This is a genomic window from Bradyrhizobium diversitatis (assembly GCF_016031635.1).
Lineage (GTDB): Bacteria > Pseudomonadota > Alphaproteobacteria > Rhizobiales > Xanthobacteraceae > Bradyrhizobium > Bradyrhizobium diversitatis.
The window spans coordinates 173,319-190,583 of the sequence record NZ_JACEGD010000010.1 but is presented as its reverse complement, the minus strand read 5'-3'; the positions used below and the strand labels follow the sequence as shown (position 1 = coordinate 190,583).

Genomic DNA, 17,265 nt, shown 5'->3' with positions numbered 1-17,265 from the left:
GCTCGCCGCGCTCGGGCGCCTGGTCGCCGGTGTCGCCCACGAGGTCAACAATCCCGTCGGCATCAGCCTTACCGTCGCCTCTGCGCTGGAACGCAAGACCGCGATGTTCACCGCCGAAGTCGAGCGCGGCGAGCTGCGCCGCTCCACGCTCAACGACTTCCTCAACACCAGCCGCGATGCGTCCTCGCAGCTCGTATCCAATCTCAACCGTGCCGCCGAGCTGATCCAATCGTTCAAGCAGGTCGCAGCCGACCGCAACTATTCCGACCAGCGTACTTTCGATCTCGGCGACCTCACCGAGCAGGTGGTGATGAGCCTGCGGCCGGGCCTGCGCAAGCACAATCTGACGCTCAACGTCGAATGCCAGCCGGACCTGACCATGAACAGCTATCCTGGTCCGTACGGCCAGGTGCTGACCAACCTGTTTCTCAATTCGGTGGCACACGCCTTCCCGGACGGCCGGCCGGGGACCATCGAGATCCAGGTGCGCGAGTCCGGCAAGGACAATGTCGAGATCATCTTCTCTGACAACGGCTGCGGCATGTCGCTCGACGTCCGCCGCCGCGCCTTCGATCCGTTCTTCACGACGCGGCGCGACCAGGGCGGCACCGGCCTTGGGCTGCACATCGTCTACAGCATCGTTACGAACCGGCTCGGCGGACGGCTCGATCTCGATTCCGAACCGGGCGGCGGCACGTGTATCCAGATCATCCTGCCGCGCGTGGCGCCGCTCGAGCAGGCTGCGGAATAGCTAATCGACCTCTGCGAGCTTGTGTAGGGTGGCGCCGAAAATCAGGCTGGCCTTGCCGACCAGCGCGGTGCCCGTCATCTCCGCGCGCGTGTCCGTGTAGGTGCCGCTGACGCCGATGCCGACCGGGGCAGGGCCGCCGAACAGCGGATTGTCGTCGCCCCGAGGCGAAGTGTGCCGTTGCACCAGCACCTCGCCTTTGAAGGTGTTGTTGTTCTTCACCGTGTAGCTGCCGGTGTAATAGAGGTAGGCATCTCCGCCAAGAATCTTGCCGTCGCGGAAAAGAATCACGCCGCTGCCCTTGCCGACTCGACCATCGAGCAGGGTCACGTGAATTGAATAGAGGCCGTTCTTCATAACGTCCCGTGGGCCGGCCGCCATCGCCCAATGGCGTAACCGGTCCGGCTTTTATGCCAAAGCCGATCTCCTCGCGCAACGCGGCAGTTTGCCGGTCAGCGCGCCGACCTGCGAGCCGTAGTTGTCCCGGCTTGTCAGTGACACCATCATGACGCTCTGATGGTGAGGCGAGGCTCGACGTTGCGAATCAGAGTTGGCCCGCGAAATGCATAACCATTGTTGCACTGGCCGCGGGGTGCTGGAGCAAGACGAACGTGACCAACTGGATCGATTCCGGCGGCAATGAGCCGCGTCTGTACAGTGCGCGTCCCACGAATTGCAAAAGCGAACAACGGCGGAAAGGCGACGCGATACACCGGGGAAACCTGACGCGGCTGGCGCCCGCCTTGGCTTTGATCGCGCTCGCAGCCTCCTCGGGGCACGCGCGCGACCGCGGGCAGTTCGCCAACACCAATCCAGAATTGAAGGCCTGGTTCGACAGTCTGCGCAGCGGCAAGGGGCCTTGCTGCTCCGATGCCGACGGTTCGGCGCTCTCGGACTCCGACTGGGACAGCAAGGACGGGCACTATCGCGTCCGCGTCCCGCGCTACGGCTACGCGCTCGACGGCCAGCAGCAGGAACTCGTCTGGGTCGACGTGCCCCAGGAGGCCGTGATCTCGGAGCCGAACCGAGTGGGACGCACCATGGTCTGGCCGATCTACGGCTACATGGGCGTCACCATCCGCTGCTTTATGCCCGGTAGCATGACTTAGCCCCGCGCGGGCTCACGTCGTCCCGGTGGCATGCCTGAGGCGGCGGCGCCGCGTCAGGTGTACTTCTTGTCGCGCTCGAGCAGCTCGATGGAGATGCCTTCGGGGCCGCGGATGAAGCAGATGCGCACGCCGGGACGAATAGTCGTCGGTTCGCGCGTCAACGTGACACCCTTGGCCTTGATCTCGGCGGCGGCCGCGTCGATGTCCTTCACCGTCAGGCCGAAATGGTCGAGGCCCTGATGCGGGTGCGGAGGTGGCGGGCTGACGGCGCTGTCGCCCTCGAGCGGTGCAATGAAGATCCTGGCTCCGCCGAGGTTCACGTCGATCCGTCCTGGTGCGCGCACGATCTCGCCACCAAGGATGTCCCGCAGCCAGGTCGCGGTGGCCTCCGGGTCGGGGCTGCGCAGATGGACGTGATCCCAAGTGACGGCGATTGGCATTTCATATTCTCCCAACGAGGCCTTCCGATGTTGCGGCGCATGTTAGCGGCCTCGGCCGATGGTCGCCACCGTCCTTGCCGACTCGTATCACGTGCGGGAACCTTAGTTCCTCGCCCGGATTAAGGTAACAGTGGCCAAGTCCAACGTTCATGGTGCTCGGCTGCGATCGGTGCTGCAACCATGAGTGCCAGGCTCGACCGGATCGGATTGTGGAGCTTCGCCGGAACCGGCGAACGATTGGCGCGGGCCGTAACGATCGCAAGCGTCTTGTTTGGCCGTGGTCTTCTGTGGCTGCTGGCGGTAATCATCGTCGGCTGCGGCATCTGGATGCTGCTGCCCCTTTCCAAAGGCAATGGTGCTGAGGCGGCGAGGCCGGAGCTGGCGGCTGTTGAGTCGGCTCCTTCGGGCGATGCGTCCGCGGTGGTGTCATCGGCGTCCGAAGCTCCAGCACCTGCGACGGCGGAACTCAGTCGGCTCAGGATTTCATCGCAGACCTGGCGCCGCGGCGGCCTCGGCTCCAAAGCCCTGGTGACGTTAACGCTGCGAAACGACAATGACTATGCCGTTAAAGATGTCGAGATCGTCTGCGCGTTTACGCGGCGCGACGGCAGTCATCTTACCAACCGTAGCCGGGTGTTGGCGGATGCAGTCAGCATGAAGAGCCGCAAGACCTTTGCGCGTATCCCCGTCGGCTTCGTTAACGTGAATGCCGATCAGGCGAGATGTTCGCTGGTCGCAGCGCGCCGCGCCTAAAGGCGGCACGTTCCGGTAGCGGAAAAGTTACTCTACGCGCACCTTGGCCAAGAAACTATGCATCGCCATTTGAACCAAATGGCTGGATCAGGAACCAATTGAGAGATCGCCTGTTGAGGCGGAGAGCCCACGCGGGGATGCGGGGGGCGGAGCGCGGCCGATGCCCATCTTTAGGTATTTCATTTTTGTCGGTGGAGCCTTGCTCGCACTGTTGTTCGCGGCGGATTTCGTCTTCCCGGCCGCGCCCATAGCACAAGCCGTCGCGACCACTGCGGGCAACGACCAGCCCATGATCCGAATCCGCTCCAATCGGCATCTGCCCGAGCGTGTCGTGCTCGACACCAGCCAGCCGACGATTGCTGCACCTGCGGTGAAGACTGCCGCTGTTGCGGCCCCCCAGCCGCCGGTACAGGACGGCGTCTCGCCGGCATTAGCCGAGATCTCGGCTAAGACGCGGGTACGCGAGACCTTCGCCCAGTTCACGCCGGAGCCGAGGACCAACACCGCCGCCGCCAAGAAGGCAGGGGCCACTCAATCTCAGATCGCTCAGGCTCAAGCTTCTCCTGTGCCGGCTCCACAGCCCAAGCGCAAGGTCGTCAGGACGCATACGGCGCCGCAGCCCGGCCGGCCGATGATGCAGGTCGCTCAGCAGCCGCATTTCGGTCTCTTCAACACGACCTGGTGACAGCGCCTTCGACCCGCCTCGATCGAGGTCGGAAGGGCTTTTTATTGGCCGGGCTCTCTGCTAATTCGAACCAATCCGAACGCCGTCCGGTGTGCTGGTTCGTCACCGGCGCGGTCTGGCGAATCTCGGTGGCCCGGTGCCCGGGCCAGGGCGCTCGTAGCTCAGCTGGATAGAGCATCGGATTTCGATTCCGAGGGTCGGAGGTTCGAATCCTTCCGAGCGCGCCACGCATCTGATTGATTGCTAAGCACTTTTGGGTAAGCCCCTTTCCTCATTCCGAACGCCCTCCAGTGCCTCATTCCGAACGTTTGTCTCCTCTTCGTTCGCAAGCGCCTTGGCTACGGCCTCCGCTAGGACGTGCGCGTGGCGCTTCTTTGTGGCGGAGAGCATCCGGGCTTGCGACCGCTTCGCATATCCCTGGTAGGATTTTTGAGTGCTGTGCAGCGAGAGCGCCCGGCCTTGACCATCCGTCAACTCGGCCTCCTCCAGCTCAGTCATGCCGCCATGCCGGCAGGCGTCCAAGGTGAAGTGAGCCGGAACGCCATCGATCTTTTTTCGAAGCCGCGCGACTGCATGGTTAAGGGAGCTGTAAACCCAAGGGATGGCGCCTTGCTGGCCCTTCTCCTTTTTGGCGTTCTTGCCAACCTGCCGGAGGATCATCGGAACCCCGAGCTTGGGGAGCCTCGCTAAAACCTCCTCGGCCTCAGCATAGAAGCGCACAACGCCGGCCTCGGTCTCTTCCTCCAGCGGAGCAGACTCGGGCCAGGATGGTGGAGAGCGCCGACTTCGAGGCCGGCCACAACTACGCCCCCGTAAAGCGAGAGACCACGCCCATTGACGTGACGGCGCCGGTTGCCATCGCCAACCGTTCAATCTCGCCGGCAGCCGATAATCTCGCGAGGGCTCAAGGTGCAGTCCCGACCGACCTTGCGGCCAGGGCCGGCATTGAGCGCGCGGAGTCCGCACTTCGCGACCCGATCGGCAACGCCTTGAAAGAGGCGCGCTCCTATCTCGCGGCGCCAAACCTCACGCTCTCGAATGTCAATCATGCCTTCCGCGCGAAGACCAATATTGACATGATGATTTCGAAGGCGACGGACAACAAGCAAGGCGCTTTGGTTGCCGAGCTTGTCCCCATCCGCGATGCCTTGGACGAGGCGCTGGCGCGATCGTCCAGCAACTATTCAGCGGCGCGCGACGCCTACCGGACGGCTCAGCGCCGCATTGAGGCGCTGGACCTCGGCAAGCTGACTGGACAAAAGCCGGGCCGGCCTGAGGATGCAATCCGCGCGTTCAATGAATTGCCGGACACGGAGGCGCAGACCGCATTCCGCCGCGGCTACGCAGATCCCCAAATCAGCTATGTGCAGAACGCGCCATTCGGCGCGAACAAGGCGAGGCCGTTCACATCTGAGGCAACCCGCCAAGAGTTTGACGCCTTCACGGTGCCCGGTCGCGGCGATCAGTTGCAACGGCAGATCGCGCGTGAGCAAACGATGTTCGAGACCCGCAACCAGGCGCTTGGCGGGTCGCGCACCGTGGACAATCTCAACGATCACGCGGCCATGGCCGTTGATCCTCACGTCTTAACCAAGGTTCTTTCGGGTGACTGGCACGGCGCCGTCAAGAGCGTAATCAACGCCGGCGAGAACGTCATTTCTGGCAACACGCCGGAAGTGCGCCGGCAGGTTGCGGACATTCTCTTGCAGTCCGGCCGGGACATTCGCCCCGACCAGCTCTCAAAGATGGTGACGGATACGATCAAGCGGATTGAGTTCGTCCAAGCTCTTGCACAGAACGCCGGCCGTGCGGCAGCGGGCGGCTTGGCGGCAACTGTCCCTGACGTTGTGGCGCCGCAGCGCATCTATGTTTCGCCGCAGCGCTAATCCGACTTCTGCAATCCCTTCTCAGGGCTCCAGGTGTAATTGCCTGGGGGTAGGGACTTGCTCGTCTCCGCTTGTGAGCCGGTCCACCAATCGTTGAGCTTGCCGCGAACGAAGTAGGACAGGCCCAGCAATATCGCGACCGTGATTCCGATCGCGACAAGGTTTGCAATCCCGGGGCCGAATATCGGCTCTCGGGACTTGGGCCTATCCGACCGCCACTTGTGTGGCTCCAGATCAATTAGCTTCGGATCATCCATGAATAACGTTCAGGCGGCTTATGACTACTACATCAGTCAGGGGCTCCAGCCGCACCAGGCGGCCGGCATCGTCGGTAATCTGCAAGGCGAGTCCGGACAGGATCTAAATCCTTACGCAACGAACAAGGGCGACGGCCGGGACGGAAGCGACAGCATCGGCATTGCCCAATGGAACGGGACGCGGGCACAGGCCCTCAAGGAATATGCCGCATCACAGGGCGCCCCGTGGACCGACCTCAATATACAGCTAGATTTCCTCCATAGGGAGCTAAAGGGGTCGGAAAAATCCGCTTATCAGCGTCTGTTAGCGGCGACGACCCCGGAAGAGGCCGGCCACGCCATGTTGGCCTTTGAGCGGCCCAAGGACTGGAGCAAGCCCGGCGCCCATCCCGAGCGAGCCAGATACGCCGCGGCGACCTATGCCAAGTTCAACGGCGGCACTCCCGTTGCCGCGCCCCCGGGCTCTCCGCTCCCTCCGCCCGAGGCTCCCCAAGCGGCGGCGCCCCAGCCTCAGGCCGCGCCGCTGAATGCGCAGGCTTCCCCTCCGATCTTCGCCGGCCGACCCCAAGCGGATGTTGGCGGGCTCTCCGCGCTCCAGGTGGCGCAGCCCCCGCCGATCTTCTTTGCGCCGCGACGGGCGCCGGATCTCTCGAAACTTCAAGCGTCTTTGGCCTCGGGAAACCGGGGCTTTTTTCTTAATAGAGGATAGAGCGGAATGACCTTCTACAAGTGGTCCCAGACCTCGGCAACGAACGCCACTGCGGACAGCACGGTGAACTATCAGGAGGGCCAAGCGCCCAGCTCGGTGAACGACTCCGCACGAGCAGCCATGGCGGCTCTTGCGAAGTATCGCGACGATACCGCGGGGGCCATCACGACGGCCGGGACCTCAACCGCCTATACCGTTGCCAGCTATCAGGTCTTCAACTCGCTCGCCAATATGAGCGGCAAGGTGATCGCCTTCACCCCGCACGCGACCAACGGCGCGACTGTGACACTCAACGTTGATGGTCTCGGTGCGAAGCCGTTGCGCTCGGCCCCGAACACCGAGCTTCAATCTGGCGTTCTCATTCAGGGCACGCCCTATGCCGCGCTCTACAACAACTCGGACCAAGTATTTTACCTGTTTGGTGTCGGCAGCAGCCCGGGTATCCCTCTAGGCTCCAGCATCGACTATTGGGGCGCGACGGCCCCGAGCAGTCACTTCGTTCTGGCCTATGGTCAGGCGATTTCGCGCACGACTTATTCGACCTTGTTCTCGCTGTTCTCGACGACTTACGGGACCGGAGACGGCTCTACCACGTTCAACATCCCGGATCTTCGCGGGCGCGTTGTTGCTGGCCTCGATAATATGGGCGGAAGTGCAGCAAGCCGCCTCACGGACGCAACGGCCGGCTTCGGCGATACGCTTGGCGAGGCCGGTGGCGCCCAGAGCCACACCCTGACCATTACTGAAATTCCGTCACACAATCACACGCTGACAGATCCGGGGCATACCCATAGCATTAGTCCAGCAACCTTTCGCGGGTTGGCCGCATCCAATTCGGGCTCATTCGGTTTTCCGAGTGGCAGCACCGCTACCGGAGATCTTTCGATAGGTTCAAACACGACGGGCATCTCAATCGCTGCGGCTGGCGGTGGCGGCGCTCACGGCAACGTGCAGCCAACAATAGTTTGCAGCAAGTTGCTGCGGATTATCTAGCCAGGAGGATCGCGAGAATCCTGCGGTGCTGCTTTTCGCCTATCTCGGCAAGACAAATTGCAGCGAGGTTTGAGGCAATGACAGCAACTACGAGCCCCATTGCTCCAGCCTCTGGTTGGAATGCCTTCATCAACACCATAAGGCTGTGGTGAGTTAAGTATAGCGTGAGGGAATAGTCGGCGAAGAACCGAATGCGTTCAGATGCAACCTTTGAAATGCCATTCGTCCGTTGCGACCAAGATACAAGTCCGACGAAGGCGACAAGCAGCAGAGCATAGACGAGGAAGCTGTATTCTTCGCCCCGGTGGGTTTGAACCAAGAGGATGGAAAAGGCCGCGAGCGCAAGCAACAGGGCCGCCTCTCTCCCAATGTGCAGCCTTGAGATCAGCAGGTAGGTAGCGGCTCCGCCCAGCCAAAGGGAAAACAGGCCCCGGCCGACGCCGTCCGCCTGGTACGCGCCCCAAAGATAGTGGCTCGATGTTTGGCCGTAAAAAAGCAAAATCAAAACCAAGATCGCCATTCTTCCGCGACGCAAAAAGAGAAAGAAGGCAGCACCAACAGAGAGGTAAATGTGCCACTCTATCGCAAGTGTCCAGAGCTGATGCGCAGATCCGAAGGGCTCGCGTGGGAGAGCATTCGGGAATATGCCCCTGTACCCTTCGTTCATGAGTAGATTGGCGAGCAGGCTCAGGAAGCTGTCACGCTGCCCGATAATCGCGTCGCAAAGCATGACGAATGCCAGGGACGGCACCAACCCTGAATAGATGCGGGCGAAGCGTTCTAGGGCATACCGGAAGAATCCATAATCGGGGTCAGCCGCCTTTCGTTGCAACGTGTAGGCGATCAGGAAGCCCGACAGCACGAAAAACACAAGAACGCCGACGTTCTGCATTAGCGGAAGCGACGAGGGCATCAAGTCGCTGCGAAAGAACATGATCGCGTGACCGACACACACTGCTTGGGCAGCCAAAGCCCTGAGCAGGTCGATAATCGAGGATGTGTCGTTCTTATTCTTTTCGAGAATGACCATTGGCAGATCGTTACCATCCACCAATGGACGCGCGCAATCCCCGGTAGATCGGATAGATCGCTAACCTATCCCGCGTGATCGCCCTCATCAAGATCATGCGGGTGCTGGAGGACAGTGGATTGACACCATTGGTCCTTTGACCTGACGCGACTCAGGCGTTGCCTCCTCATTGCGCATGCCGCGCATTGAGAGGGGAGACGACCAAATGACAAAGAACAGACTGAGCGACCTGAACGATCATCTATTTGCGCAACTAGAGCGGCTTGGAAGCGAGGACCTAACAACCGAACAGATCGAAACGGAGGTTAAGCGCGGCAACGCGGTCGTTGCCGTAGCGGACCAAATATTGCGTCATGCTACGCTGCAAGTGCAGGCTGCGAAGATCATATCGGATCATGGTCTGGACCCAAGATCGCATCTGCCGCAGGTCGAGATAAATCCGCTGCACAGGCCCCTCAGGGCTTTGAACGGGGTGAAGCAATGACACAGCGACGCAAAACCTCTCGTAAGTGGTGGGCGATGGCCCCGGGAATGACAGCAGGATTGGTTGATCGCTTCGAGCGCGGAATGAAGCGAGGCAATACCGTCAATGATCTAACGAGCCCGGATCGCAAAACGTATGTGGTGCCGGCGTCGCGCTACAAGGTGCATTGCCAGCTTCATCCGGCATGGGCGAAGCGCATGACCAAGATAAACAGGGATAACATCAGCCGAAAGGAAAGGGACTGTAGCGATCGTCGGCTGCGGACGCAGGAATATTGTCTGAAGGGACTTCATCGCATGACCGGCGACAATGTGATGATCGTGAACGCTATCGGCCATCGTCGTTGTCGAACATGTCACTATGCGGCTTCGGCGGGCCATCCAATGCCGCCCGAGAAGGTTGAGGAGATCAAAGCAGCCGTCGCCAATGGCGCAACCTTCAACCAAATCTGCAATGGCGTTCCTGCGGGTGGTGGCGAAATAGATCGGTCTCTCGTGATCACCACAGCGCCAAAATTGCAGCGGCAGCGGAAGCTCGATCCTGAGTTCGATGCGTTTCTGAAAAAGCACTTCGAGGCAAACACCTTCGTCGGGCAACTCCTGCGCCACAACAAAGAAGCTTCCGAAGAAATGAAGACGACGCTGCGCCTGATCGGTAAGATCAGGCACAAGGTCAAGGCGTCAGGCGCGGATCTGCCGCGCCTGCACGAGCCGAAACGATCCAGAAGCAGGAAGCGATGACGTGAGGGGCGCGCCCCGCCCCGGTTCACGCTGGTGGGGCCTCGGCGCGCAACTAGCTTTCAGTCACAACTCACGGTCCATCGCCGGATGGCTCCGATTCTTCACCTTGATCCAATGTTTCTGCCGACCGCCACGATAGGGCCTGTCCCGATGCTTGGAAACTAGGCCCTCGAGGCCCATGCGGGAGGCCGCCTGAAAGAGATCAGGACCGATCTCGCCGCGCTCGAAAGGTGCCACGCTGATCCCATCAGGACGGCGGGCCAGCAGCTGCTGCAAGTTTGCTTTACGTAGGTGGAGGGGCAAAGAGCGGAGATCGTCGCTTTCCATGACAAGGATATCGAACGCATAGAGCTGCACCTCGTGGTCGTATCGGCGGCTGTGCAACGCGTTGAAGTCGCTGATTCCGTCCACCCCCAGGATCACGGCCTCGCCATCGATCACAAAGCGATTCTGCCGGTTCTTCAACGCCGCCTCAGCAATCCAGGGATACCGCTTGGTCCAGTCGGTGCCATTGCGAGAGAGGAGGCGCACGCTCTCATTCTCCCGGATGACCAGCATCCGGTAGCCGTCGTGCTTCACCTCGTGAATCCAGTCAGGCCCTGAGGGCACGTGCTTGGCCGCAGTGGCCAGGCAGAGCTCGTACGCCATTCGCATGAGCCGAAGATAAGATTTCCCACATATTTTACCAGTCGGGAACAAGTGGCAATCTGTCGAATTGGTTCTTTGCTCCGGCGCCCCAAAAGCCCCCCTGAAGCCGGAGCAGATCCCAACGGCCTCAGCCGCCCAGCTGAGGCCGTCCTGTCGTAAGCTGCATGTCAGCGGGCGTTCTCCGGCCAGAACAATTTGTGATATTAATAGGTCCCGCTTTGTTCTCGCTGCGTGTATTCAAAAACTGAACACGCAGGAGTACATGTCACCGCGCAGCCCTTGGAGGGCCCGTGATCGCCCGTCGCGGGTCGCCTCTGTCGAAGTCGGGCCGGACATCGGCGCCGCGACTGCCGCAGCGCTCACATACAAAGCGTGGCTCAATGTCCGAAAGACGTACCTCGTCCGGCCACTGGGCGGCATCCAAAGCGACGTGGTTGCCGCAGTGGCAATAGACCAAGATGCCGCTCGGGCCCATTGCACGCATCTGGCCGAAGGTGATCTTCATCGGTCGGCCGTCGGGGTGAGTGGGGGTGTGGCGTCGGGCGGGCGGGGCATTCATCGTGGCCTTGGGCATCGTGCCCATGGCGGATTGATTCCGCGGGAGGAGCGGAGAGGCAAGCCGCTAGCGCTGGGGTCGGAGGGCTCAAAGCTACCATTGCTTGGTCAAACGCCGCAGCCTTCTGCGCAGCCCTCTGAGACGCCGCCAGATCAGGCCGGAAGTTCGTGGTGATTCAGAGTGGAAGAGAGTAGCTTGAACCCAGCTGCGCCGCTGCAACACTCATTAAGGAACAGGAGAAATGGCCGAAACGGGCCATTTCTTAACTTAGGTGTAACTTGCAATTGGGAACAATATCCCCATTATGCACATTGTTCGGGTGATCCGGACCATCGCGTATTAGGATTTTCATCATGGGCGCCATCCTCGAATATCTCGGATTCCGGCCCTCCGAAAAGCAGGCGGAGCCTGCCCAGAATCAGCCTCACGACATCACCGACGACCAGATCAAATACGCGCATGAACTCGCGGAAGATCGTCGGCGAGCGTGGGCTGCTGCTCGCAAGAGCTAAGCCAAGGCACATACGGCGTGAAGTGGCACTCCCTATCACGCCTGCCCGTCAAATATGACGTCATCTGGTGTCGATTCCCACATCGGCCAGCGCTACACGTTCCGGCTGATCCCCCCCATCCCGTCGTTGTGCGAGATATAGAGCGCAACGACGCCCTGGGGGAGGCGATTATTTCCGTCACCTATGGAACCAGCAACTTCAAGCCCGAGCGCTCCGAGATTGATCTTCTCCTGAGCTATGGATTGGAGCTCCATGCGGCTGGCCTCAAGGTCCCAACCAGATTCGATTTGGATGACAAATACAACCTCATTCCATGTTTGTGGACTGACGACTTCTTTCCAAACTGGCGTCCGTGCGGCCATTTGGATGACAACTGCATTCGACGCCTAGAAAATCGCCTGCGATGGCGCGAGGAAGAAGCCATCAAGCGCGCCGCCAAAAAGGCGGCTGAATAACAGAGGGTCTGCGAGTGGCCTATTTCGCAGTGGCCTCATTCTACAGGACGAGCCGCGGCAACCCTGAAGGACCTCGGTTGATGTAGGGTCGCAGCGGCACGCGAGACCGATTTTCTTCAGACTTGCCGACGAACAATTCATCGCCACTGCGGCGTATATCGAGCTGAACGGGAGCGCCCGGCTGCTTCGCCCATTCGCGAATTGTGGCTGTGGTCAACGGTGACACGAATTGCCGAGCCGCCTCCATCGCCGCGAAGGTCTCGCGAGCGATCTTTTCGCTTCGACTGAACGGAGCCACGCACTTGCCCAGCTCCTCGGTGTTCGCGGCGTTGATGTCCTCCGGAATCCGGAAGTCCAGCAAGTTCAACGCGGTCTTGAGGCGGGGAGCGAAGCTTTTCCGGGTCGGATCGATCAGGCTAGAGCCGGCAATGGTCGCGTAGACCCGAAACCCGTGATCCGGCTTCCCGTCGCGATCGAAGGTAGGCAGCCCGAGCGCTCCTGTCTGGACATGATCCCATAGGCGGATCTTCCAAGTCCGGTACAGCTTTTCCCCGAGAATGTCTTGCAGTTCGTCCAGGTGCAGCGCCAGCGGCGTGGCAGCCTCTATTGCGCGCCTGAAAGCATCGCGATTGCCGAGATTGTTGACGAGGAACGCCACAAGTCCGTTGTGCTTCATGCGGGCCTTGTATTCGTCCTGAGCGGCTGCGTGACTGTCAGGGTTGAGGCGCTTGAAGCAGTGTTGCCCCATCAGGCGAATGCAGCGCGTCCTTGGAAACCAGGCAATGAAGCCCTGTCCAAACTTCGCGTGTCGTGGCGTGCAGCACGGGCACGGGCATTCAATGCCGGCGGGCAACTTGAAGTCCGCCACATACCGGATTTCCTCCGCCTCGTCGGTGTCCGGCTTTGCGTGGGTATGTCCTCGCCAAGCCCAGGTGGGTTGATCCTTGATCCAGTCCCGGACTTCATCCACGACGGCAGCCGCCGCCTCCATGGTAGGGAATAGCGGCTTCGGCTCGAAAGCCGCGGGTGGCACGTCGATCAGTTCGGCCATTCAACCTTCCGCCGTTGACAATGCGAGCAATTCTACTTTGAGTCGGGGCTGGTAGGCGCGCGGAAAGACCGGCTTATGCCCTCTTTTCCATTCCGAACGCGGGAAATTCCCCAATGCCATCAGGAGGGGAACGGACGGCGAAAGTTCGGACCGGCCGTTGATATCATTGGCGTATCCACCTGATTTCGATTCCGAGGGTCGGAGGTTCGAATCCTTCCGAGCGCGCCAGTCCCCTGGTGTTCTAGATATGTTCCGAAACGGCGCTAATGCCGGTCACGGTCGCGGTGCCCGCGGCGTCAATCAGCCTGCCGACACACCGCTTCGCCGGCCGCGTGACAGCGTGTCGGAGGGCGCCTCGTGGAATATCGCGCGGTAGGCTGCGGCAAATTCACCGAGATGGTGGAAGCCGTGGGCGCGTGCGCAGGTGGCAACGGTGACGCCGCCGCCCTTGAGGAGGCGGGAGCGGGTCGCCCACAGCCTTTTCAGGCGAATGTACTGGTGCAGGCTCATGCCGCGCACAATGCTGACGGCGCCGCCGAGCGTCCGGATCGAGACGCCAAACGCGCGGGCGAGATCGGCGGTATAGATCGGCGTGGTCGGATAGGTCGCGACGTAGTCGTCGATACGCTGCACCAGCTTGATCGCTCGCTCGCCCTGGACCGAGGTACTCCGATCCGGGATCGAATCGATTCGGAACAGGTCGTCGAGAGCGAGCAGCAGGCCTTCCTGGAGATGGGCCGCAACCTCGGTGGTTTCGAACAGGCCCGGCTGCACCGACGCGGTGCGCAGGATGTCGAGCAAGAGTTGTCGCGTGTGCAGCAGGGCGGGCCGGTTCGCGACATGCGCCCGCAAATCGTCGACGTGGTCGAACCAGCCCCGGTCTCTCAGCGCAGGGGAGAAGATGATCATGGCATGATGATTGGTCCGCGGCTCGACGAAATGGCACTCATCGTTGCCGCGGAGCGCAACGAAGAAGCGGGCGTCGAGATCCATTCCCTTGAAGTTGACCTGGAGGTCGTCGGTCATGGACAGGATCACCATCCCACCCGGCATGCGATAGGCGGTATCGAGGATGCGTGCGAACGATCTCATCATGATGATGCGGCACGCCGGCAGGGAGACGACGGCACGGGCCGCCGCGAAGTTCGGGATGTCCAATGGAATGCTTCTCGCATCTTCCATCGTCTCGATCGGCCGAAACGCATCTATATCGGAAAACCCGATCAGTTGAAGCGCGGAGGACGGAGCGAGGTCGTCGAACAACATGGTTCCGGCCAGCTGCTGAAATGAGAAAATCAAATGAATGTCGATGCATCGCCATCAATGGCGAAACATCGCGTTTCAGTAAACCGGATTCCGGACCGTAGTATTGCGGACATCATGCCATCAGATCCGCGCCGGATCGATGTCTCCGACACGTTTCGACTCATCGATTCGCCGGAGGCGAGATCGATGAAATGCTGCATGCAAGCGTCACTGGCGAAGGACGAAACCCCGTCGCTTCGTCACCATGTAGAATGACGGTATCGGCTTATTTCATCTTTGATCTGGATCAGAACCAGGCCGGGGACGGCCGCGCAAGAAATGATCCTGCAAAAGCGAAGGGGCCCTGAGGGCCCCTTCAACCGTCACCAGCGACGATAGCCGCGGTAACCATAATAGCGCGGGCCGTAATAGCGCGGCGGCCCATAGTACCGTGGGCCGTAATATGGCCGCGGCCCGTAATACCCGTAGTAGTTCGGGCGCCACCAGCACCGCCCCCAGGCGTTGCAGACCACGCGGACCTGCTCGACGCCGGAGATCTGCGGTGTCGCCGGTGCAGGAGCGATGGGCATGGCGGATGCCGCCGACGACGCCGCGAGGGCGCCGAGCAGGGACGTGGCGACGAGGCCAGTCTTGAAATTCATGATGTCTTCCTCCGCTTACGCGATGCAGGATATCGAAGTTGTTCGGATCAATTGTGGCGGACCCGAAATGTAATGCTGATGAATAAACCTTCAGCTAGCTGGCCCGGCCCCGACCCCAGCAGGCCAGCTGGCTTGGGCCACGAGGGTATGCCCGTGACTTGGACCTGTGACTTGGACCTTGATCCTGCGCAATTCGCAAGTCTGCCTTGGCTTTTAGTGTCGACGACATGGCAGCGGCGTTGTGCGTGCTGCCGGAGAAGGTGAGCTGGATGCGAGTCATTCCAAATCTGTCGATCTCGCCGGAGAAGGTCTTCTTCGTCATCTCGAAGTCGCGCCGGTCCGACAGCGAAGCGGCCGGGAACGGTGTCATCCTGGAGTCCGGTGACGACGACATGAGCTTCGGCCGCGGTGGACGCGGCGCAACCACCGATCGTGCCGAGCTTGTGGGCTTCATCCGCGACCTCAATATCGACGAGCAGATCGATCTCGTGGCGCTGACCTGGCTTGGCCGCGGCGACGGCGATCTCTCCGATTGGCGCGAACTGCGCGCTCAGGCCGCGCAGGCGCACAACCAGCGCACTGCCTCCTACCTGATCGGCACGCCCATGCTCGCCGACTATCTGGAAGAGGCGATGGCGCAATTCGGCAAGTCCTTCGAGGAATTCGAAGAACAGCTCTGATGCCGGATGCTGCGCCTGCAAGTATCAAGGAGAAGGTGTGATGGACAAGATGAGAATGGCCAAGGGCGACTGGCTGGTCGTGTGCGACGGGCGCAAGGCGCTCATTCTGGAGAACCTCGGCGACGACAAGTTTCCGAATCTCCACACCAGGGAAGTGCATGAGCAGTCCAACCCCTCGACCACCGCGCAAGGCAGCGACGCGCCGGGCCGGTTGCACCCGGCGGCCGGCGGGGCGCGCAGCTCAGTCGAGCAGACCGATTGGCACGATGAGGCCGAGCGCGCCTTCTTGCGGGGACTGGCGGGCCGGCTCGATGCTGCCGTCAGCTCCGGCGAGACCAAGGCCCTGACCATGGTGGCCTCACCGCGCGCGCTCGGCATGATCCGCGCCGACTATTCGGACGCCGTGCGCAAGGCGCTTCAGGGGGAGGTCAGCAAGGACCTCGTCAAGCTGCCGGTCTACGAGATTGAGAAGCAGTTGCTGCTGTCGGGTGCCGCGAAATAGGGCACCCGCACAGGGCGCGGCGCCTCAGTAGCAGGGGTGCCGCCGGCCGTCCTGCCCGATATAAGCGGCCGCGCTGCGGTAGCAGTAGTTGGTCGACGGACCGTCGTAATAAGCGAAGGTGCCGGGGGTGATGCCGGGTCCGTAATTGTGCAGATAGCTGATCGGGTAGGGTAGCGGGTTGGCATAGGAGCGGTGGTGCCGGTGATATCCATTCGCCTCCGCAAGGCCAGGGGCCAGGATTGCGGCCGTCAGGGCCGCAACCGCGGCTACAAGCGTCAACTTGCTCATCTCGATTCTCCGGAACCCGCTCGAACAGATCAGCCATCTATAGCAATTTCGGGCGGTCAGGCATCGCTGCGGAGGCCCGAAATCATGGCCGGTCCTGCAGATTTCCGGGTGGGTGTGACAGAATTGCCGGACATGCGGTCGAAAGCTGCCCATTTTTGGCCTTTTCCGGATGCTTAACGAATTCCCCACACAAGTATGACCAAAGAGTATTTGCTCAAGAATCCTGCCGCCGTCCCCACGGGATCACTTGCGGGTCCTTCAAGGTCGGTGCCTTCCTGAAGGCCATCGCCGTTACCTCGCCATGCGCATCACGCTTCTGAGCCTGCTGTTGCTCTCCGTCGCTGCCGGTACGCCGGCGCGCGCCGAGCTGCACATTACCCGCGACCATGGCGGCTATGTCGAGGAGTACAAGGCCAAGTACAAGCGCGTGCGCGAGAAAGGCGAGCGCGTCATCATCGACGGCATCTGCAATTCGGCCTGCACGCTCGTGCTCGGCATCGTGCCGATGAACAAGATTTGCGTGACGCCGCGCGCGAGCCTCGGTTTCCACCAAGCCTATTACGACAAGGCGTTCACCTTCGGCATCAAGGTCACCAGCGCCGAAGGCACCTCCGATCTCATGTCCTACTACCCCGACAAGGTGAAGGACTGGATTCGTCGCAATGGTGGACTCACCACCGACATGAAGAAGATCAAGAACGGCGTCGAGCTCTGGAAGATCATCGATCCCTGTCCAGAAGAATGGTGATGAGCTGACCTAGACCGCTGTCATCCGCCGCAGCGCAACATCGTCCGGGCGAAATTCGCATTGCCGCATGGCCTCCGCTGAGGC

Annotated in this window: 24 protein-coding genes and 1 tRNA gene; 16 read left to right on the top strand and 9 right to left on the bottom strand. The window is 61.0% G+C overall.

The genetic code is table 11. The annotated features are described in order from the left end of the window. Nucleotides 1-751, top strand: a 751-nt coding sequence (locus H1B27_RS12155) for a sensor histidine kinase (RefSeq protein WP_197966218.1), incomplete at its 5' end; no start/stop codon positions are given. Here the strand turns inward: H1B27_RS12155 and H1B27_RS12150 are convergent. Then, nucleotides 752-1,105, bottom strand: a complete 354-nt coding sequence (locus tag H1B27_RS12150; protein ID WP_028178611.1) for a GrlR family regulatory protein — start codon at nucleotides 1,103-1,105, stop codon at nucleotides 752-754. It lies immediately after the preceding gene. 254 nt (nucleotides 1,106-1,359) lie between these two features. On the opposite strand from H1B27_RS12150, the gene H1B27_RS12145 reads away from it, so the two are divergent. Continuing rightward, nucleotides 1,360-1,857 (top strand): hypothetical protein, encoded by a 498-nt coding sequence (locus H1B27_RS12145; protein ID WP_061881403.1) that lies wholly within the window; start codon nucleotides 1,360-1,362, stop codon nucleotides 1,855-1,857. A gap of 53 nt (nucleotides 1,858-1,910) precedes the next feature. Here H1B27_RS12145 and H1B27_RS12140 read toward each other — a convergent pair whose 3' ends face one another. Further along, complete coding sequence (locus H1B27_RS12140; RefSeq protein ID WP_061881402.1) at nucleotides 1,911-2,297, bottom strand: VOC family protein; 387 nt, start codon at nucleotides 2,295-2,297, stop codon at nucleotides 1,911-1,913. Between the two features lie 180 nt (nucleotides 2,298-2,477). Between H1B27_RS12140 and H1B27_RS12135 the strand changes: the two genes are divergently transcribed. The 3 genes from H1B27_RS12135 (at nucleotide 2,478) to H1B27_RS12125 (ending at nucleotide 3,962) form a co-directional block, all read left to right on the top strand. Then, nucleotides 2,478-3,050 carry a hypothetical protein gene (locus H1B27_RS12135; protein WP_197966217.1) on the top strand — a complete coding sequence of 191 codons (573 nt, stop codon included), beginning with the start codon at nucleotides 2,478-2,480 and terminating at the stop codon, nucleotides 3,048-3,050. 160 nt (nucleotides 3,051-3,210) lie between these two features. Next, nucleotides 3,211-3,735 carry a hypothetical protein gene (locus H1B27_RS12130; RefSeq protein ID WP_197966216.1) on the top strand — a complete coding sequence of 175 codons (525 nt, stop codon included), beginning with the start codon at nucleotides 3,211-3,213 and terminating at the stop codon, nucleotides 3,733-3,735. Nucleotides 3,736-3,885: 150 nt separating this feature from the next. Continuing rightward, a tRNA-Arg gene (locus tag H1B27_RS12125) sits at nucleotides 3,886-3,962 on the top strand. A 16-nt stretch (nucleotides 3,963-3,978) separates the two neighbouring features. Here H1B27_RS12125 and H1B27_RS12120 read toward each other — a convergent pair. Beyond that, nucleotides 3,979-4,455, bottom strand: a complete 477-nt coding sequence (locus tag H1B27_RS12120) for a hypothetical protein (protein ID WP_197966215.1) — start codon at nucleotides 4,453-4,455, stop codon at nucleotides 3,979-3,981. 47 nt (nucleotides 4,456-4,502) lie between these two features. Here H1B27_RS12120 and H1B27_RS12115 point away from each other — a divergent pair, with 47 nt between their 5' ends. The 3 genes from H1B27_RS12115 (at nucleotide 4,503) to H1B27_RS12105 (ending at nucleotide 7,580) form a co-directional block, all read left to right on the top strand. Further along, entirely contained in the window at nucleotides 4,503-5,621 is a 1,119-nt protein-coding gene (locus H1B27_RS12115) for a hypothetical protein (protein ID WP_197966214.1), read from the top strand. Nucleotides 5,622-5,876: 255 nt separating this feature from the next. Further along, nucleotides 5,877-6,587 (top strand): phage tail tip lysozyme, encoded by a 711-nt coding sequence (locus H1B27_RS12110; protein ID WP_197966213.1) that lies wholly within the window; start codon nucleotides 5,877-5,879, stop codon nucleotides 6,585-6,587. A 6-nt stretch (nucleotides 6,588-6,593) separates the two neighbouring features. Continuing rightward, complete coding sequence (locus H1B27_RS12105; RefSeq protein WP_197966212.1) at nucleotides 6,594-7,580, top strand: phage tail protein; 987 nt, start codon at nucleotides 6,594-6,596, stop codon at nucleotides 7,578-7,580. Here H1B27_RS12105 and H1B27_RS12100 read toward each other — a convergent pair. After that, complete coding sequence (locus H1B27_RS12100) at nucleotides 7,573-8,610, bottom strand: acyltransferase family protein (protein ID WP_197966211.1); 1,038 nt, start codon at nucleotides 8,608-8,610, stop codon at nucleotides 7,573-7,575. The genes H1B27_RS12105 and H1B27_RS12100 overlap by 8 nt on opposite strands. A gap of 205 nt (nucleotides 8,611-8,815) precedes the next feature. Between H1B27_RS12100 and H1B27_RS12095 the strand changes: the two genes are divergently transcribed. Beyond that, nucleotides 8,816-9,094, top strand: coding sequence for a hypothetical protein (locus tag H1B27_RS12095; RefSeq protein ID WP_197966210.1), 279 nt, complete (start codon nucleotides 8,816-8,818; stop codon nucleotides 9,092-9,094). Further along, nucleotides 9,091-9,834 carry a hypothetical protein gene (locus tag H1B27_RS12090; RefSeq protein ID WP_197966209.1) on the top strand — a complete coding sequence of 248 codons (744 nt, stop codon included), beginning with the start codon at nucleotides 9,091-9,093 and terminating at the stop codon, nucleotides 9,832-9,834. The genes H1B27_RS12095 and H1B27_RS12090 overlap by 4 nt, the downstream gene beginning before the upstream one ends. A 63-nt stretch (nucleotides 9,835-9,897) precedes the next feature. On the opposite strand, the gene H1B27_RS12085 is transcribed toward H1B27_RS12090, so the two are convergent. After that, nucleotides 9,898-10,482, bottom strand: coding sequence for an ATP-dependent DNA ligase (locus H1B27_RS12085; RefSeq protein WP_376708980.1), 585 nt, complete (start codon nucleotides 10,480-10,482; stop codon nucleotides 9,898-9,900). A gap of 909 nt (nucleotides 10,483-11,391) precedes the next feature. Between H1B27_RS12085 and H1B27_RS12080 the strand changes: the two genes are divergently transcribed. After that, on the top strand, nucleotides 11,392-11,550 hold the full coding sequence (locus tag H1B27_RS12080; RefSeq protein WP_197966207.1) for a hypothetical protein: 159 nt from the start codon (nucleotides 11,392-11,394) through the stop codon (nucleotides 11,548-11,550). Nucleotides 11,551-11,567: 17 nt separating this feature from the next. After that, entirely contained in the window at nucleotides 11,568-12,005 is a 438-nt protein-coding gene (locus tag H1B27_RS12075; RefSeq protein WP_197966206.1) for a hypothetical protein, read from the top strand. A 40-nt stretch (nucleotides 12,006-12,045) separates the two neighbouring features. On the opposite strand, the gene H1B27_RS12070 is transcribed toward H1B27_RS12075, so the two are convergent. Then, nucleotides 12,046-13,056, bottom strand: a complete 1,011-nt coding sequence (locus tag H1B27_RS12070; RefSeq protein WP_197966205.1) for a hypothetical protein — start codon at nucleotides 13,054-13,056, stop codon at nucleotides 12,046-12,048. A 300-nt stretch (nucleotides 13,057-13,356) separates the two neighbouring features. Continuing rightward, a complete protein-coding gene (locus H1B27_RS12065; protein WP_197966204.1) occupies nucleotides 13,357-14,322 on the bottom strand; it encodes an AraC family transcriptional regulator in 966 nt (321 codons plus the stop codon). A gap of 33 nt (nucleotides 14,323-14,355) precedes the next feature. Between H1B27_RS12065 and H1B27_RS12060 the strand changes: the two genes are divergently transcribed. Next, the gene (locus H1B27_RS12060; protein ID WP_197966203.1) at nucleotides 14,356-14,577 is read left to right on the top strand and encodes a hypothetical protein; all 222 of its coding nucleotides are present in this window, start codon (nucleotides 14,356-14,358) and stop codon (nucleotides 14,575-14,577) included. A gap of 107 nt (nucleotides 14,578-14,684) precedes the next feature. Here the strand turns inward: H1B27_RS12060 and H1B27_RS12055 are convergent, their stop codons facing one another. Next, nucleotides 14,685-14,963, bottom strand: a complete 279-nt coding sequence (locus H1B27_RS12055) for a hypothetical protein (protein ID WP_197966202.1) — start codon at nucleotides 14,961-14,963, stop codon at nucleotides 14,685-14,687. Between the two features lie 269 nt (nucleotides 14,964-15,232). On the opposite strand from H1B27_RS12055, the gene H1B27_RS12050 reads away from it, so the two are divergent. Continuing rightward, the gene (locus H1B27_RS12050; RefSeq protein WP_197966222.1) at nucleotides 15,233-15,643 is read left to right on the top strand and encodes a DUF3775 domain-containing protein; all 411 of its coding nucleotides are present in this window, start codon (nucleotides 15,233-15,235) and stop codon (nucleotides 15,641-15,643) included. A gap of 40 nt (nucleotides 15,644-15,683) precedes the next feature. After that, nucleotides 15,684-16,145, top strand: coding sequence for a host attachment protein (locus H1B27_RS12045; RefSeq protein WP_061882750.1), 462 nt, complete (start codon nucleotides 15,684-15,686; stop codon nucleotides 16,143-16,145). A gap of 24 nt (nucleotides 16,146-16,169) precedes the next feature. Here H1B27_RS12045 and H1B27_RS12040 read toward each other — a convergent pair whose 3' ends face one another. Continuing rightward, nucleotides 16,170-16,433, bottom strand: coding sequence for a hypothetical protein (locus tag H1B27_RS12040; protein WP_061882749.1), 264 nt, complete (start codon nucleotides 16,431-16,433; stop codon nucleotides 16,170-16,172). Between the two features lie 301 nt (nucleotides 16,434-16,734). Here H1B27_RS12040 and H1B27_RS12035 point away from each other — a divergent pair, with 301 nt between their 5' ends. Beyond that, nucleotides 16,735-17,181 carry a hypothetical protein gene (locus H1B27_RS12035; RefSeq protein WP_061882748.1) on the top strand — a complete coding sequence of 149 codons (447 nt, stop codon included), beginning with the start codon at nucleotides 16,735-16,737 and terminating at the stop codon, nucleotides 17,179-17,181. Nucleotides 17,182-17,265: the final 84 nt, after the last annotated feature.